Origin of the sequence: Ramlibacter albus (assembly GCF_014297445.1) — a bacterium.
Taxonomy (GTDB): Bacteria; Pseudomonadota; Gammaproteobacteria; order Burkholderiales; family Burkholderiaceae_C; genus Ramlibacter; species Ramlibacter albus.
Map to the genome: position 1 here is coordinate 240380 of NZ_JACORU010000003.1, position 14450 is coordinate 254829.

The 14450-nt window shown below is 68.8% G+C and carries 16 protein-coding genes; 11 read left to right on the plus strand and 5 right to left on the minus strand.

Annotated elements, in window-relative coordinates; all coding sequences use genetic code 11:
* The first annotated feature begins 3 nt into the window (after nucleotides 1-3).
* Genes ttcA through H8R02_RS10550 form a run of 5 tightly spaced genes read left to right on the plus strand, consistent with a single transcriptional unit; the run spans nucleotide 4 to nucleotide 5154 of the window.
* Nucleotides 4-924: a tRNA 2-thiocytidine(32) synthetase TtcA gene (gene ttcA, locus H8R02_RS10530; RefSeq protein ID WP_187081353.1), complete on the plus strand. Its 921-nt coding sequence runs from the start codon at nucleotides 4-6 to the stop codon at nucleotides 922-924.
* Between the two features lie 8 nt (nucleotides 925-932).
* Entirely contained in the window at nucleotides 933-1517 is a 585-nt protein-coding gene (locus tag H8R02_RS10535) for a DUF4136 domain-containing protein (protein WP_187081354.1), read from the plus strand.
* Between the two features lie 55 nt (nucleotides 1518-1572).
* On the plus strand, nucleotides 1573-2217 hold the full coding sequence (locus H8R02_RS10540) for a histidine phosphatase family protein (protein WP_187081355.1): 645 nt from the start codon (nucleotides 1573-1575) through the stop codon (nucleotides 2215-2217).
* Complete coding sequence (locus H8R02_RS10545) at nucleotides 2186-3382, plus strand: DSD1 family PLP-dependent enzyme (protein WP_187081356.1); 1197 nt, start codon at nucleotides 2186-2188, stop codon at nucleotides 3380-3382. Before H8R02_RS10540 ends, H8R02_RS10545 begins: the two co-directional genes overlap by 32 nt.
* A gap of 20 nt (nucleotides 3383-3402) precedes the next feature.
* Nucleotides 3403-5154, plus strand: a complete 1752-nt coding sequence (locus H8R02_RS10550) for a lysoplasmalogenase family protein (protein WP_255429274.1) — start codon at nucleotides 3403-3405, stop codon at nucleotides 5152-5154.
* Nucleotides 5155-5161: 7 nt separating this feature from the next.
* Here H8R02_RS10550 and ruvB read toward each other — a convergent pair whose 3' ends face one another.
* Entirely contained in the window at nucleotides 5162-6217 is a 1056-nt protein-coding gene (gene ruvB / locus H8R02_RS10555) for a Holliday junction branch migration DNA helicase RuvB (RefSeq protein ID WP_187081357.1), read from the minus strand.
* Nucleotides 6214-6789 carry a Holliday junction branch migration protein RuvA gene (ruvA, locus tag H8R02_RS10560; protein ID WP_187081358.1) on the minus strand — a complete coding sequence of 192 codons (576 nt, stop codon included), beginning with the start codon at nucleotides 6787-6789 and terminating at the stop codon, nucleotides 6214-6216. Before ruvA ends, ruvB begins: the two co-directional genes overlap by 4 nt.
* Before the next feature lie 25 nt (nucleotides 6790-6814).
* Here ruvA and H8R02_RS10565 point away from each other — a divergent pair, with 25 nt between their 5' ends.
* Both H8R02_RS10565 and ybeY read left to right on the plus strand, forming a co-directional pair.
* Entirely contained in the window at nucleotides 6815-7759 is a 945-nt protein-coding gene (locus H8R02_RS10565; protein ID WP_187081359.1) for a PhoH family protein, read from the plus strand.
* Nucleotides 7756-8202 carry an rRNA maturation RNase YbeY gene (gene ybeY, locus H8R02_RS10570; RefSeq protein ID WP_187081360.1) on the plus strand — a complete coding sequence of 149 codons (447 nt, stop codon included), beginning with the start codon at nucleotides 7756-7758 and terminating at the stop codon, nucleotides 8200-8202. The genes H8R02_RS10565 and ybeY overlap by 4 nt, the downstream gene beginning before the upstream one ends.
* Here the strand turns inward: ybeY and dtd are convergent.
* Nucleotides 8196-8636 (minus strand): D-aminoacyl-tRNA deacylase, encoded by a 441-nt coding sequence (gene dtd, locus H8R02_RS10575; protein WP_187081361.1) that lies wholly within the window; start codon nucleotides 8634-8636, stop codon nucleotides 8196-8198. The two genes, ybeY and dtd, sit on opposite strands and share 7 nt — an antisense overlap.
* Entirely contained in the window at nucleotides 8636-9550 is a 915-nt protein-coding gene (locus H8R02_RS10580; protein WP_187081362.1) for a cation diffusion facilitator family transporter, read from the minus strand. The genes dtd and H8R02_RS10580 overlap by 1 nt, the downstream gene beginning before the upstream one ends.
* Nucleotides 9551-9611: 61 nt before the next feature.
* Between H8R02_RS10580 and H8R02_RS10585 the strand changes: the two genes are divergently transcribed.
* The 4 genes from H8R02_RS10585 (at nucleotide 9612) to H8R02_RS10600 (ending at nucleotide 13059) form a co-directional block, all read left to right on the plus strand.
* A complete protein-coding gene (locus H8R02_RS10585; protein WP_187081363.1) occupies nucleotides 9612-11138 on the plus strand; it encodes a sensor histidine kinase in 1527 nt (508 codons plus the stop codon).
* On the plus strand, nucleotides 11135-11761 hold the full coding sequence (locus H8R02_RS10590; RefSeq protein WP_187081364.1) for a response regulator transcription factor: 627 nt from the start codon (nucleotides 11135-11137) through the stop codon (nucleotides 11759-11761). Before H8R02_RS10585 ends, H8R02_RS10590 begins: the two co-directional genes overlap by 4 nt.
* Before the next feature lie 87 nt (nucleotides 11762-11848).
* Entirely contained in the window at nucleotides 11849-12337 is a 489-nt protein-coding gene (locus tag H8R02_RS10595; RefSeq protein WP_187081365.1) for a GlcG/HbpS family heme-binding protein, read from the plus strand.
* Nucleotides 12338-12369: 32 nt separating this feature from the next.
* Complete coding sequence (locus tag H8R02_RS10600; protein WP_187081366.1) at nucleotides 12370-13059, plus strand: ankyrin repeat domain-containing protein; 690 nt, start codon at nucleotides 12370-12372, stop codon at nucleotides 13057-13059.
* On the opposite strand, the gene tyrS is transcribed toward H8R02_RS10600, so the two are convergent.
* On the minus strand, nucleotides 13060-14295 hold the full coding sequence (gene tyrS, locus H8R02_RS10605; RefSeq protein ID WP_187081367.1) for a tyrosine--tRNA ligase: 1236 nt from the start codon (nucleotides 14293-14295) through the stop codon (nucleotides 13060-13062).
* Between the last annotated feature and the right edge of the window lie 155 nt (nucleotides 14296-14450).

Here is a 14450-nt window from a genome sequence, read left to right on the forward strand (position 1 = left end):
CCCATGAGTGCCGTCTGGATCGAAAACGACCCCACCCCGCTGTCCGCCGACCGCAGGATCGAGCGCGAGACGCACAAGCTCGAGAAGCGCCTGTGCCGGCTGGTCGGCCAGGCCATCGGCGACTACAACATGGTCGAAGCCGGCGACAAGGTGATGGTGTGCCTGTCGGGCGGCAAGGACAGCTACTCGATGCTGGACATCCTGCTGAAGCTGCAGCGCCGCGCGCCGGTGGCGTTCGACATCGTGGCGGTCAACCTGGACCAGAAGCAGCCCGGCTTCCCGGAACACGTGCTGCCCGAGTACCTGGAGTCCATCGGCGTGAAGTTCCACATCGAGGAACAGGACACCTACTCCATCGTCAAGGACAAGATCCCCGAGGGCAAGACGATGTGCAGCCTGTGCTCGCGGCTGCGCCGCGGCATCCTGTACCGCGTGGCCTCGGAGCTCGGCGCGACGAAGATCGCCCTCGGCCACCACCGCGACGACATGCTGGCCACCGTGATGCTCAACATGTTCTTCGGCGGCAAGCTCAAGGGCATGCCGCCCAAGCTGCAAAGCGATGACGGCAAGCACATCGTGATCCGCCCCCTCGCCTACGTGGCCGAGAAGGACCTCGTGCGCTGGGCCGAGCACCGGCAATTCCCGATCATCCCCTGCACCCTGTGCGGCAGCCAGGAGAACCTGCAGCGCAAGCAGGTCTCGGCGATGCTCAAGGAATGGGAGAAGAAGCACCCCGGCCGCCTGGACAACATGCTCCACGCGTTACAGAACGTCGTGCCTTCGCACCTGGCCGACGGAACGCTGCACGATTTCCGGAATCTGACACCCACGGGGGTGGCCGATCCCTCGGGAGACAAGGCGTTCGACGCCGAGGAGTTGCCCGCGGGGTCCGCGCTGCCGCCTTTGCAAGTGATCAAGACCTGAGGCAGCAAATGACGAGAATCGCCCGCTACCTGGGCGCAGCCGCAATGGCGCTGGCGGTGGCCGCGCTCGCCGGCTGCAGCACCACCTACGTGCTGGACAACCAGGTCCAGACCTTCTCGCACCTGGCCGGCCCACCGGCCAAGCCCACGTACCGCTTCGAGCGCCTGCTGTCGCAGCAGGTGGACCCGGTGCAGGCCCAGCTCGAGACGCTGGCCGACCCGGCGCTCCACAACGCCGGCTTCCGCCGCGACGACGCCGCGCCCTCGTACAGCGTGCAGGTTTCCGCGCGCGTGCAGCGCGTGCTGTCGCCGTACGCGGACCCGTGGCACTTCGGCTTCGGGTTCTGGGGCCGGCGCGGCGGTTTCGGCGCCGGTTTCCCGCACATGGAGTCGCCGTGGTACCAGCGCGAAGTGGGCGTCGTGGTGCGCGACATCGCGTCCAACAAGGTGGTGTACGAAACACGAGCCGTGAACGACGGGCCGTATTTCGATAATGCCGTCGTATTACCCGCGATGTTCACGGCGGCTCTGCAGGGCTTCCCGAACCCGCCGCAGGGCGCGCGCCGGGTCGACATCCCGCTGCCCGCGCGGTAACCGTTCGCAACCCGGCCGCTGGGAAAACACGGCCGCGTACATAGAATGGGTGGTTATGGACGCCACCCGCATCATTGCCGTCCGTCATGGCGAGACGGACTGGAACGTGGATGCGCGCATCCAGGGCCAGCTCGACATCCAGCTCAACGACACGGGCCGCTGGCAGGCGCGCCGCGTCGGCTGGGCACTGGCGTCGGAGCCCATCGCGGCCGTCTATTCCAGCGACCTCAACCGTGCGCACGAAACGGCACGCGCGATCACCGACTCCACCGGCATCACCGTCACGCCGCACCCCGGCCTGCGCGAGCGCCGCTTCGGCATGTTCGAGGGCAAGACCTTCGACGAAATCCACACGACGTGGCCCGAGCACGCGCAGAACTGGCGCAAGAGGATCCCCGAGTGGGAGCCACCGGAAGGCGGCGAGTCGCTGCTGCAGCTGCGCGAGCGCGTGCACCGCACGGTGCATGACCTGGCCGCGCAGCACCGCGGCGAGCAGATCGTGGTGGTGGCGCACGGCGGCGTGCTGGACACGCTCTACCGTATCGCCACCGGGCAGGAGGTGAACTCCCCGCGCACCTGGCAGCTGCCCAATGGCGCCATCAATCGGCTGCTGTGGACACCGGAAGGCTTTACGCTGGTAGGCTGGTCGGACACGCAGCACCTCGAACATGCAGCCTACGACGAAAACACCTCGTTCTGAAGTCCTCCGCGCCCTGGTCGGCGGCCCCGTCGACGCGATCGACACGCCGGCCCTCGTGGTCGACATGGACGCCATGATGCGCAACATCAGCCGCATGGCGGAGTTCGCCAAGAAGCACAACATCCGCTGGCGCCCGCACGCCAAGATGCACAAGAGCTCGCAGATCGCCAAGCTGCTGCTGCAGGCCGGCGCCGTCGGCGTGTGCGTGCAGAAGACCTCCGAGGCCGAGGTGATGGCTGCGGGCGGTGTGACGGACATCTACATCAGCAACGAAGTGATCGCGCCGGCCAAGCTCGCGCGGGTTGCGGCGCTGGCGCACCAGCTCGCCGCCGAGAGCGGCAAGCTCGCGATCGCGGTGGACAGCCCCGAGGGCGTGCGCCGCCTCGCGCAGGCCATGAACGACGCACGCGAACACGCCGCGGCCGCCGCCGTGGTCGACGTGTTCGTGGAGATCGACGTGGGCCAGCACCGCTGCGGCGTCGCGCCCGGCCGGCAGGCCGTGGACCTGGTGCACGAGATCCGCAAGCACCCGGCCCTGCGCTTCGCGGGCCTGCAGGCCTACCACGGCAAGGCGCAGCACATGCGCACCGCGCAGGAGCGGCGCGACGCGATCGGCGTGGCGGTGCAGGACGCGCTGTTCACGCGCAAGCTGATCGAGAAGGAAGGCGTGCCGGTGGACCTGATCACCGGCGGCGGCACGGGCAGCATGCTGTACGAGACGGCCAGCGGCGCCTACGGCGAGCTGCAGTGCGGCTCCTTCCTGTTCATGGACGCGGACTACGCGGCCAACGAGCGCGACCCGGCGCAGCCGCAGTTCGAGCACGCGCTGTTCGTCAAGACCAGCGTGATCAGCTCGCAGCTGCGCCACGCGGTGTGCGACGCGGGGCACAAGAGCCACGCCATCGATTCCGGCCTGCCCAAGGTGCTGGCGATGGAGCCGGTGGGCGAGCTGGAGTACGCCAACGGCGGCGACGAGCACGGCATCCTGCGGCCCGCCGGCGAGAACCAGCGCGTGCCGCAACTGGACGACACCGTGTGGCTGATCCCCGGCCACTGCGACCCCACGGTGAACCTGCACAAGTACATCGTGGGTGTCACGGGAGGCCTGCGCAAGGGCAAGGTGGAACGCATCATCAGGGTTGATGCGAGAGGCGCGCTGACTTAAGTCCGCCCAGAATCGGGTTCATGCAGCTGAGCCCGAGCCAGGTGATCGTCCTGGCGACACCCGTTTTCTTCGGCCTGATCGCGATCGAGTTCGCGTGGGGCTGGGCGCGCAAGCGCAACACCTACCGCCTGAACGACGCCATCAACAGCATCAGCCTGGGCATGCTCAGCGAGATCAGCAAGGTGCTGACGCGCTTCTTCCGCATTGCCATCTACGGCGCCGTCTACAACTTCGTCGCCGTCGTGCACAACGACGCGTTCTGGATGTCGTGGTACGGCTGGCTGCTGGCGCTGGTGTTCTACGACTTCTGCTACTACTGGCACCACCGTGCAGGGCACGAGGTGGCGGTGTTCTGGGCCGCCCACGTGGTGCACCACCAGAGCCAGGACTACAACCTGTCGACGGCGCTGCGGCAGACCAGCAGCGGGGCCTTGCTCGGGTGGGTCTTCTATTTGCCGATGGCGGTGGCGGGCGTGCCGCCGCTGGTGTTCGGCGTGGTGCTGCTCATCGACCTGCTCTACCAGTTCTGGGTGCACACGGAGCACGTGCCGAAACTCGGCTGGTTCGACCGCTGGTTCGTGTCGCCCTCCAACCACCGCGTGCACCACGCGGTGAACGACGTCTACCTCGATCGCAACTACGGGGGCATCCTGATCGTGTGGGACCGCATGTTCGGCAGCTTCGCGGAGGAAGGCGAGAAGTGCGTGTACGGCACGCGCAGCCCCCTGGAGAGCTGGGACCCGCTGTGGTCGAACGCGGAGGTGTACTGGGGCCTCGCGAAGGATTCGTGGCGCGCGAAGGACTGGGGCGACAAGCTGCGCGTGTGGTTCAAGCCGCCGGGGTGGCGGCCGGCGGACGTGGCGCAGCGTTTTCCGAAGCCGGCGTTCGATATGCAGCAGGTGCGGCAATTCCATCCGCCGATGACGAAGGCGCTGATGTGGTTCGCGGGGCTGCAGTTCGCCGCGATCCTCGGCGGCGTGGCGCTTTTCCTGTGGACGGCGGACCAGGCGGAGATGGCGCGTTCGGTTGTGTGGCTGGCCGCGCTCGCGGCTTGCCTGTGGGCCGTGGGTGCGGCGATGCAAGGCCGCATCTCGATGCTCGAAGTGCTGGCCATCGAGGCTGCGGCACTTGCTACCGCCACGGGCGCGGCCGGCCTGGTCGAACTGCATCGAGTCTTCAAACCGCTCACGATGGTGCTGGTGATGGTGTTTGCCGCGCGGCGTGGCGCGCACTGGTTGCTGCTGGCCGCGTTCGCGTTTTCGCTGGTGGGCGATGTGTTCCTGATGCTGCCCGGGCAGTTCATCCCGGGGCTGGTGAGTTTCCTCGTTGCGCACCTGTTCTTCATCGCGCTGTTCAAGCGGGGCACGGCCTGGTTTCCGAGCCGGGGCGCCTTGCTGGCGACGCTTGCCGCGGCTGCGGTGATGTACGCCATCCTCTTCCCGAACCTCGCGCCCGTGCTGAAGATCGCGGTGGCGTGCTATGCCGTCGTCATCGCCACGATGGCCGCGCAGGCGATCGGCCGCGCCAAGGTGCAACGGGATGGCGCCTCCGCTTTCGTGGCGGCGGGCGCGGTGCTGTTCATGCTGAGCGACTCGCTGCTGGCGATCAACCGCTTCGCGACGCCGCTGCCGCTGGCGCAGCTGTGGGTGCTCGCCACGTACTACAACGCGCAATTGCTCTTTGCGCACAACGCCACGGAAGTCGTCATGCCGGACTCGATCCGGCATCCATCGTGGCGCGGCGAAATGGACCCCGGGTCGAGCCCGGGGTGACAGCGCGCTACTCGAACAGCTCGCCCGCGCTCTTGGGCGGCACCACGCCGAGATGGCGGTAGGCCGCCAGCGTAGCGATCCGCCCACGCGGCGTGCGCTGGAGGTAGCCCTGCTGGATCAGGTACGGCTCGATCACGTCCTCGATCGTGTCCCGCTCCTCGCCGATCGACGCGGCCACGTTGTCCAGCCCGACCGGTCCGCCATCGAAGCGATGGATCACCGCCTCCAGCAACTTGCGGTCCATGACGTCGAAGCCCTGCGGGTCCACGTCCAGCATCGCCAATGCCTTGTGCGCGATCTCCTGCGAGATGTGGCCAGTGCCCTTGACGTCCGCGTAGTCGCGCACCCGGCGCAGCAGCCGGTTGGCGATGCGGGGTGTGCCGCGTGAACGTTGCGCGATCTCGGTCGCGCCCGCATCGTCGATGGGCGCGGTGAGCAACCCCGCACTGCGCCGCACGATGCGCGCGAGCTCGTCGGGCGTGTAGAACTCCAGGCGCGCGACGATGCCGAAGCGGTCCCGCAGCGGGTTCGTGAGCATGCCCGCGCGCGTGGTCGCGCCCACGAGCGTGAAGGGCTGCAGGTCGAGCTTGATCGAGCGTGCCGCCGGGCCTTCGCCGATCATGATGTCGATCTGGTAGTCCTCCAGCGCGGGATACAGGATCTCCTCGACCACCGGCGACAGGCGATGGATCTCGTCAATGAAGAGTACGTCGTTCTTCTCGAGGTTGGTCAGCAGCGCGGCCAGGTCCTTCGGCTTTTCCAGCACCGGACCCGAGGTCTGGCGCAAATTCACGCCCAGCTCGTGCGCGATGATGTGCGACAGCGTCGTCTTGCCCAGCCCCGGCGGGCCGAACAGCAACACGTGGTCCAGCGCCTCGCCGCGCTTGCGGGCCGCCCCGATGAAGATCTCCAGCTGCTCGCGCGTCTTCGCCTGCCCGACGTACTCATCGAGCATCTTCGGCCGCAACGCCCGCTCGATCGCCTCTTCGTTCGGCGACGCCGGCGCGGCCGACACCACGCGCTGCGAAGGCGCAGGAGCGAAGTCGTCGGTCTGGATGGTCATTTGGCCAGGGCCCTCAACGCCAGCTTGATGCCCTCACTGACGCCCACGTCCTTCGGCAATGCCTTCAGCGACGCACTGGCTTCCTTGTCGCTGTAGCCGAGCGCGACCAGCGCCTGCAGGATGTCGGCCTGCGCATCGCTCGCGGGCGCGGCGCCGGCCAAGCCGAGGTCCGCGCCGATCTTGCCCTTGAGCTCCAGCAGCAGGCGCTCGGCCGTCTTCTTGCCGATGCCGGGCACCTTCACGAGCCGGCTCGCGTCCTGCGCGGTCACGGCCTGCGCGATGTCGCCCACGCTCATGCCGGACAGCACGGCCAGCGCGGTGCGCGGCCCCACGCCCGAAATCTTGATCAGCTGCCGGAACGCCTCGCGCTCGGGTGCGGAACCGAAGCCGTAGAGCACCTGCGCGTCCTCGCGCACGACAAAATGCGTGAGGAGCGAAACCTTCTCGCCCACACCGGGCAGGTTGTAGAACGTGCTCATCGGCACATCGACCTCGTAGCCGACGCCGTGGCAGTCCACCAGCACCTGCGGTGGGTTCTTGTCGCTCAGGGTTCCGGTCAATCTGCCTATCATTGGAGCTCCTGTACGGATTATCAGCTTGATTCTCAGACACGACTTCACCCCGGCGAACAACACGCGCCTCGCGCACCTGTGCGGCCCCATGGACGAACACCTGCGCACCATCGAGCAGGCGCTGCAGGTCAAGATCTCCCACCGCTCCGAGCACTTCCGCATCGAGGGGCCCAAGGCCAAGGCGAGCCGCGCGCTGGACGTGCTGCTGGCGATGTACGAGATGGCCGGCCGCACCATCCCGCGCGACCGTGTGCAGCTGATGGTGGCGGGCGACGAGCCGCCGCTGCACGAGGACGACGACGGTTCGCTCGTGCTGCACACGCGCCGCACGGACCTGAAGGCGCGCACGCCGAACCAGAGCGTGTACCTGGAGAACATCGCCACGCACGACATCACGTTCGGCATCGGGCCGGCGGGCACGGGCAAGACCTACCTCGCCGTGGCGTGCGCGGTGGACGCGCTGGAGCGAAGCGCGGTGCAGCGCATCATCCTCACGCGGCCCGCGGTGGAAGCGGGCGAGAAGCTCGGCTTCCTGCCCGGCGACCTCACGCAGAAAGTGGACCCGTACTTGCGGCCGCTGTACGACGCGCTGTACGACCTGATGGGGTACGAGCGGGTGCAGAAGGCTTTCGAGCGCAACGCGCTGGAGATCGCACCGCTCGCGTTCATGCGCGGGCGCACGCTGAACAACGCCTTCGTCATCCTCGACGAGGCGCAGAACACCACGCCGGAACAGATGAAGATGTTCCTCACGCGCATCGGCTTCGGCAGCAAGGCGGTGGTGACGGGCGACATCAGCCAGGTGGACCTGCCGAAAGGGCAGCTGTCGGGGCTCGTGGAGGCCGAGCACATCCTGCGGCGCGTGAAGGGCATCGCGCACACGCGGTTCACGAGCGCGGACGTGGTGCGGCACCCGCTGGTGGCGCGCATCGTCGATGCGTACGACGCGGCACGGGCGAAGGATCGATGAGCGGGTTGGACCTGTCGCTGCAGTTCGGTGAGTTCGCCGGTGCGGCGAAGCACCGAGCATTGATCAAGCGAGCCAAGGTCGCGCGCTGGATGGAAGCCGCACTCGCACGCCCCGGCGAGATCGCCGTGCGCATCGTCGGCGAGGAAGAAGGCCGTTCGCTCAACCGCCAGTACCGCGGCAAGGACTACGCGACGAACGTGCTCACGTTCGACTACACGCGCGAGCCGGTGGTCAGCGCCGACCTCGTGCTCTGCGGCCCTGTCGTCGAGCGCGAGGCGAAGGAGCAAGGCAAGGACCTCGAGGCGCACTACGCGCACCTGCTGGTGCATGGCACGCTGCACGCGCAGGGCTACGACCACGAGACGAACGAACGCGACGCACTGGAGATGGAGGCGCTGGAAGTGCTGCTGCTCGGCGCGCTCGGCTTCGCCAACCCCTACTGAATGCGCAGCGGGATCGTCACCGGCCCGTCGTTGACGAGGTGCACCTTCATGTCGGCAGCGAACTCGCCGGTTTGCACGACGGGGTGCGTGGCCCGCGCCTTGCCGACGAAGTAGTCGTAGAGCCGCTTGCCTTCATCCGGCGCAGCCGCATTCGTGAAACTCGGCCGGTTGCCACCGCTCGTGTCCGCCGCGAGCGTGAACTGGCTCACCAGCAGCAGCCCGCCGCCGACGTCCTGCACGCTGCGGTTCATCTTGCCTGCCTCGTCGCTGAAGATGCGCAGCTTCAGGAGCTTGGCAAGCAACTTGTCGGCCTGCGTCTCCGAGTCACCCCGCTCCGCACACACCAGCACCAGCAGGCCCGCGCCGATCTCGCCGATCGTTGCGCCCGCCACCACCACTTTCGCTTCGCTCACGCGCTGCACGACCGCCAGCATCAGATCAAATCCTCCTCGTCCGCGAAGTGTGCCTCGACGTCGCTGGGCAGCAGTTCGATGGTCGCGCGCAGGCCCGGCACGGCGCTCATGAGCGCCTGCTCCACGCTGCCTCGCACGGCGGCCGCGCGCCCGAGCGTCCAGCTCGCGGGCATGTGCATGTGCAGGTGCACAAAGCGCCGGCTGCCGGAGCGGCGCGAGGAGATGTGGTCGAAGCGGATCGTCGGGTGCTCGAATTGCTTGAGCGTGCTTTCGATCTGCGCGAGCACGTCGCGCTCGACGCGCTTGTCCATCAGGCCCTGCGACGAACGCCACACGAGGTTGCCGCCTTCGCGCAGGATGTTGAGCGCGACGCCGATGGCGACCACCGGGTCGAGCCAGGCCCAGCCGGTGAGCGCGACGCCCGCGACACCCACGACCACGCCGGCCGACGTCCACACATCGGTGACGAGGTGGCGCGCATCGCCTTCGAGCGCCATCGAGCGGTGCTCGCGGGCCGACTGCAGCATCAGCCACGCCAAGGCCCCGTTGATCGCCGAGCTGAGCACCGACAATGCGAGGCCGAGCCCGAGCTGCTCGATGCCGCGCGGCTCCATCAGCCGCAGCACCGCGGCCCAGAGGATGCCCGCGGCGGCGACGACGATGGCGAGCCCTTCGAAACCGGAAGAGAAGTACTCGGCCTTGTGGTGGCCGTAGGGATGGTCCTCGTCGGCCGGGCGCGCCGCGATCGTCACCATCAGCAGCGCAAACGCGGCGCTGGCCAGGTTCACCAGTGACTCCATCGCGTCGGACAGCAGGCCCACCGAGCCCGTCACCCACCATGCCAGAGTCTTGAGCCCGATCGTGACCACCGCGACCACGATGGAGACGCGCAGCAGCAGCTGGGGCGGCAGGCGGCGCAGGTCGTCGAGGGTCATGATTCCGATTCTCGCGCACGGGCCGAGGGCCGATGCTTGAGCCCGTGCAAGAATCCGCCGCATGCACAAGCTGCTCGTCCGGTCGGCGTGGTGGCTCGCGGGTGCGGCCTTGGCCGCGGCGGGCTGCGTCGCGATCGCGCGCATGGAACTCGCGCACCAGCGCGAGCTGTTCGAGACCGATGCGCGCATCGTGCACCGGCTGCTCAGCCAGCGCGCGGTGCAGCACGACGCGGTGCTTGCGACGCTGGCGCTGCTGCAGCCGGGTGCGTCGCGCGCAGCGGCGGCGGCCACCCCGGCGGACGCCGCGGGCGCGGAGCAGCGGTTGCCGGCCGTGTACCCGCAGGTGCTGGCGGTTCGCCGCCGCGACGCGGGCGGCGCCTGGCCCGCCGAGCCTCTTGCAGGTGGCCATGCGGGCGCGGCCGATGCGCGCCTCGCGCAGGCCGAAGCCGAATCGCGCAAGGCGAACCGCCCCGCGCTGGCCTGGGCGGACCTCGCAGGCGGCCGTTATGCGTTGGTGCTGGCCGGCGATCCCGCGAGCTATGCGCTCACGCTCGACCTGAGGCGCACCGTGCCCTGGAACGAGTGGCCGATGGCGGTGGACACGAGCCCCGTGCGCGTGACGCTGGAGCATGCCGGGCAATCGTTCGTCGTGCAGCGCGGCGAACCCGCCCGTGACGGCTGGCCGCTCGACTTCCGCAAGCACCTCGCGGCTGACAGCCAGCCATTCGACGTCGTCGCGACGCGCACCATCGGCTGGGGCGAGCTGCCGTGGCTTCGCATGCTGGCGTGGACGGCTGCCGTCGCCGCACTGCTCGCGTCCAGCGCCGCGTGGTTGCGCCAGCGCGAGGCACGCCGCCGCGCCGAGGAGCTGCTGCGCCTGGGCCAGGTCGCTCGGCTGAACGCGCTCGGCGAACTCGCGGCCGGCATGGCGCATGAACTCAACCAGCCGCTCACCGCCGTGCTGGCGGGCACGCAAGCCGCACGGCGCGTGCTCGTCGAGGATCCGCCGGACTTGCCCGCCGCGCGAGAGGCGCTCGAGCACGCCGCCGGGCAGGCGCGCCGCGCGAGCGACGTGCTCACGCGGTTGCGGCGCAGCGTGGAGCGCCCCGATGCCGGCCGCGACCTCCAGCCCGTGGACCTGCACGAAGCCGCGCGCGGCGCGCTGGACTTGCTGCAGCCCGAATGCGCGCGGCGCGGCGTGGCCCCGCGGCTCGAGGGCGCGGCGCCGACCACCGTGCGTGCGGAGCCGGTCGCGTTGGAGCAGGTCGTGCACAACCTGCTGCTCAACGCCCTGCAGGCGCTCGAACAAGTACCGCAGCACGAGCGCGAGCTGAAGGTCACCGTTGCCGCGCAAGGCGCGACTGGCGTGCTGGAGGTGGCGGACAGCGGCCCGGGCATCCCGGCCGACGTACTGCCGAGGATCTTCGAGCCCTTCTTCACGACACGCCGCGAAGGCCTGGGGCTCGGCCTCAGCCTGAGCGAGAGCCTTGCGAGCGGCATGGGCGGCGAGCTCGCGGCGAGGCCGCGCGAGCCGCGCGGTGCGGTGCTGCGGCTGGCGCTGCCGCTTGCCGGAGCGTCGCCGGCATGAATGCGCCGCTCTCACCCCTGATCCACCTCGTCGACGACGACGAAGGCGTGCGCACCAGCCTCGCGATGCTGATCGGCACCGTGGGCCTGCGCGTGCAATCGTGGGCTGATCCGCAGGGCTTTCTCGACGGCTTCGACCGCGAAAGCATCGGCGCGGTGGTGCTCGACGTGCGCATGCCGGGCCTGGGTGGCCTTGCCGTGCTGGAGCAGCTCGTCGCGCAAGGCGTGGACCAGCCGGTGATCATGCTCACCGGCCACGGCACGGTGGACCTGTGCCGCCGAGCGTTCAAGTCCGGCGCCGCGGAGTTCCTCGAGAAGCCGGTGGACGACGACGTGCTGCTCGAAGCGCTGCAGAAAGCCGTGCGCCAGCACGTGCGCTCGCGCGAACGCGTGCGCAGCGACCGCGACGCACGCGAGCGCTACGCGCAGCTCACGGAGCGCGAGCGCGAGGTGCTGGGCCTCATCGTCGAGGGCCTCACCAACAAGGAGATCGGGCGCGCCCTCGCCGTCTCGCCGCGCACGGTGGAGACGCACCGCGCCAACCTGTTCGGCAAGCTGGACGCGGCGTCGCTGGCCCAGTTGATCCGCCGCTACGCCGCGCTGGTGGAAGGCGGCGCTCCGTAGTTCTACGGAAGCGCGCGCGTAGCCGCACGAATGCCGCAAACGGGCGCCAGTTCCTACAGTTCTCCCACACCAACCCAAGGAGAACCCATGATCCGCCGCCTGCCCTTCGCTCTCGTCCTGCTCGCCGCCGCGAGCGCCGCCTCGGCGCAAGCCGTGCGCACCGAGCGCGCCCTCTCGCTGGACCTCGCCAACCAGATCGCCGGCGCCACCGTGGCCGCGTGCACGACGGCCGGCTATGCCGTGACCGCGACCGTGGTGGACCGCGCCGGCGGCATCCGCGCCGTGCAGCGCGCCGACAACGCCGGCCCGCACACCCTGGGCGCGAGCTACCAGAAGGCCTACACCTCCGCGTCCGCAAAGAACACGACGCTCGCGATGATGGAAGGCGCGCAGAAGAACCCCGCCGCCGCCAACCTGGTGAACATCCCCGGCTTCCTGCTGCTCGGCGGCGGCGTGCCGATCAAGGTGGGCAACGACACGATCGGCGCCGTCGGCGTCGGCGGTGCGCCCGGGGGCCACCTCGACGAGCAGTGCGCGGTCGCGGCGCTCGACAAGGTCAAGGACCAGCTGAAGTGAGCCCCGCGCCGCGCATCGCGAGGTCGGCTCGGGTGGCTGCTCTCGCACGCATCGTGCTTGCGGCAACGGCAGCCATCGCGGTCGTGCCCGCGACCGCGCAGGTGGCGCCTTCGGCCGCCGAGGCCGCGCGCTACCAGGGCCTGCACGCCGCCGCGCACCTTGGCGACGTCGCGGCCATGGAAAAGCTCGTTGCAGCCAAGGCCGACGTGAACGCGCGCGACCCGTACGGCCGCACGCCGGTGCACGTGGCCGCTTTCGCGAAGCAGCGCGCCGCCTTGCGCGCCCTCGCGAAGGCCGGCGCCAGCCTCGAGCTGCTCGAGAACGACAAGTACGACGCCGTGACCATCGCCTCCGTGGCCGATGACGAGGAAACACTGCGTGTGCTGCTGGCGCTCGGCGCGAGCGCGAAGCTCACGACGAGCCGTTACGACGGCACGGCACTCATCGCCGCGGCGCACCTGGGCCACGATGGCGTGGTACGCCAGCTGATCGCCGCCGGCGCGCCGCTGGACCACGTGAACAACCTGCACTGGACAGCCGTCATCGAGTCGATCGTGCTGGGCAACGGCGGGCCGCGCCACCAGGCCACACTGAAGGCCTTGGTCGATGCGAAGGCCAACCTGCAGCTCGCCGACCGCGAAGGCCGCACGCCGCTGCAACTGGCGAAGGCGCGCGGTTATGGCGAGATGGTGAAGATGCTGGAGGCCGCGGGCGCGAAGTGACTAGCTGAGCACGACCCGCGCGAACTTGCGCTTGCCCACCTGCACGACGTACGTGCCGGCACCCAGCTTCAGGCCCTTGTCGGAGACCTGGGAAGAATCCACGCGCACCCCGTTCCCCTCGATCAGCCGGTTGGCTTCCGTCGTCGAAGGCGCGAGCCCCGATTGCTTCAGCACCTGCGCGATCCCCAGCGGCGCGCCCGACAGCTGCACCTGCGGGATGTCGTCCGGGATGCCGCCCTTGCTGCGGTTGACGAAGTCCTGCTCCGCCGCATCGGCCGCGGCCGGGCTGTGGAACCGCGCGGTGATCTCCTTCGCGAGCATCACCTTCACGTCGCGCGGGTTGCGCCCGCCCTCCACTTCCTTCTTCAGCGCCGCGATCTCCGCCTCGCTGCGGAAGGACAGCAGCGTGAACCAGCGCCACATCAGGTCGTCGGAGATCGACAGCACCTTGGCGAACATGGTGTTGGCGTCCTCCGCGATGCCGATGTAGTTGTTCTTGCTCTTCGACATCTTCTCGACGCCGTCCAGGCCTTCGAGCAGCGGCATGGTCAGGATGCACTGCGGTTCCTGCCCGTACTCCTGCTGCAGGTGGCGGCCCATCAGCAGGTTGAACTTCTGGTCGGTGCCGCCCAGCTCCAGGTCGCTCTTCAGCGCCACGGAGTCGTAGCCCTGCATCAGCGGGTACAGGAACTCGTGGATGGAGATCGAGCGGTTCTCGGCGAAGCGCTTCTTGAAATCGTCGCGCTCCATCATGCGGGCCACGGTGTACTTGGCCGCGAGCTGGATCATGCCGCGGGCGCCCAGCGGGTCGCTCCATTCGCTGTTGTAGCGGATCTCGGTTTTGGCGGGGTCCAGCACCAGGCTGGCCTGCTTGTAGTAGGTCTCGGCGTTGGCCTTGATCTGTTCGGCCGTGAGCGGCGGGCGGGTCGTGTTGCGGCCGGACGGGTCGCCGATCATGGTCGTGAAGTCGCCGATCAGGAAGATGACGGTGTGCCCCAGGTCCTGCAGCTGGCGCATCTTGTTCAGCACCACCGTGTGTCCTACGTGGATGTCAGGCGCTGTAGGATCGAGACCGAGCTTCACGCGCAGCGGCTGGCCCGTCGCGTCGGAGCGCGCGAGCTTTTTCAGCCAGTCTTCCTGCGGAATCAACTCCTCCACGCCGCGCAGGCTCACGGCCATCGCGTGGCGCACCCGGTCCGTCACCGGGAATTGACTTGTAACAGAGGCTTGATTCATAAGGGAAATTTCGCAACGGATGAGCTGGAAGGCTGGCTATACTGCGGCTGGCCTTTCGAGCCGCCGATTCTAAGTGGCGGCTCACCCCAAGAATTCTGGCCTGAGGAGGCTCCTGTTCCACACTTGGCCCGCATGTGCGTGGCGGCTGTAGGACG

Excerpts from the sequence above, each read along its gene's own strand:
- ttcA (WP_187081353.1), top strand. The coding sequence starts at position 4 with ATGAGTGCCGTCTGGATCGAAAACGACCCCACCCCGCTGTCCGCCGAC.
- H8R02_RS10535 (WP_187081354.1), top strand. The coding sequence starts at position 933 with ATGACGAGAATCGCCCGCTACCTGGGCGCAGCCGCAATGGCGCTGGCG.
- H8R02_RS10540 (WP_187081355.1), top strand. The coding sequence starts at position 1,573 with ATGGACGCCACCCGCATCATTGCCGTCCGTCATGGCGAGACGGACTGG.
- H8R02_RS10545 (WP_187081356.1), top strand. The coding sequence starts at position 2,186 with ATGCAGCCTACGACGAAAACACCTCGTTCTGAAGTCCTCCGCGCCCTG.
- H8R02_RS10550 (WP_255429274.1), top strand. The coding sequence starts at position 3,403 with ATGCAGCTGAGCCCGAGCCAGGTGATCGTCCTGGCGACACCCGTTTTC.
- ruvB (WP_187081357.1), bottom strand. The coding sequence starts at position 6,217 with ATGACCATCCAGACCGACGACTTCGCTCCTGCGCCTTCGCAGCGCGTG.
- ruvA (WP_187081358.1), bottom strand. The coding sequence starts at position 6,789 with ATGATAGGCAGATTGACCGGAACCCTGAGCGACAAGAACCCACCGCAG.
- ybeY (WP_187081360.1), top strand. The coding sequence starts at position 7,756 with ATGAGCGGGTTGGACCTGTCGCTGCAGTTCGGTGAGTTCGCCGGTGCG.
- dtd (WP_187081361.1), bottom strand. The coding sequence starts at position 8,636 with ATGCTGGCGGTCGTGCAGCGCGTGAGCGAAGCGAAAGTGGTGGTGGCG.
- H8R02_RS10580 (WP_187081362.1), bottom strand. The coding sequence starts at position 9,550 with ATGACCCTCGACGACCTGCGCCGCCTGCCGCCCCAGCTGCTGCTGCGC.
- H8R02_RS10585 (WP_187081363.1), top strand. The coding sequence starts at position 9,612 with ATGCACAAGCTGCTCGTCCGGTCGGCGTGGTGGCTCGCGGGTGCGGCC.
- H8R02_RS10590 (WP_187081364.1), top strand. The coding sequence starts at position 11,135 with ATGAATGCGCCGCTCTCACCCCTGATCCACCTCGTCGACGACGACGAA.
- H8R02_RS10595 (WP_187081365.1), top strand. The coding sequence starts at position 11,849 with ATGATCCGCCGCCTGCCCTTCGCTCTCGTCCTGCTCGCCGCCGCGAGC.
- tyrS (WP_187081367.1), bottom strand. The coding sequence starts at position 14,295 with ATGAATCAAGCCTCTGTTACAAGTCAATTCCCGGTGACGGACCGGGTG.